Genomic DNA, 524 nt, shown 5'->3' on the forward strand with positions numbered 1-524 from the left:
CATGGACTCGCCCTCGCTCGTTACAGAACGGTGGATAGTTTTACTCTCCACCGCTGGCCCATGAGGCCTTATTTAGCGCGGGGGCGAGTCCATGTAATTACGAAAGTGCGTGTCGTGCCAACACTGCTTTGGGTGCAGACGAACTCAGGTGACTTCGCTGCCCAAACGCATAGTGATGCCCAACGACGTAGCCAGTTCACGCAGCGGCTCGTTGTCACGGGTCAGCGTCATCCAGCCGGCGTAGCTGCCGTCGTCAGTTTCCCAGGCCCACAAGGTGTAACCGTATGGAGTCAGGCTGTCGTAGGCCGTAGCGAACAGTGACGGCGCATCGACATCGGCATGGAAGTCGTCATCGTCAGGGTCGCCATCCCATTCCACCGACAGATTCCAGCGCGAGGTCAGTTCATCGATCGCCTGCACCAAGGTCCGCGTGTCATCAGCGTCGACACGGAAACCCGAGCGCCAGTCGATCACCTGGCTGATCATCTGAATGGGCTCGATCTCATCCTCATCGGCATGACCTA

General features: G+C 58.4%; 1 protein-coding gene. It reads right to left on the reverse strand.

All coding sequences use genetic code 11. The annotated features are described in order from the left end of the window. Positions 1-144 precede the first annotated feature (144 nt). Positions 145-524, reverse strand: a 380-nt coding sequence (locus QQJ86_RS20230; RefSeq protein ID WP_284322791.1) for a DUF6630 family protein, incomplete at its 5' end; no start/stop codon positions are given.

The sequence above is a fragment of the Dyella acidisoli genome, from assembly GCF_030160295.1.
Taxonomy (GTDB): Bacteria; Pseudomonadota; Gammaproteobacteria; order Xanthomonadales; family Rhodanobacteraceae; genus Dyella_B; species Dyella_B acidisoli.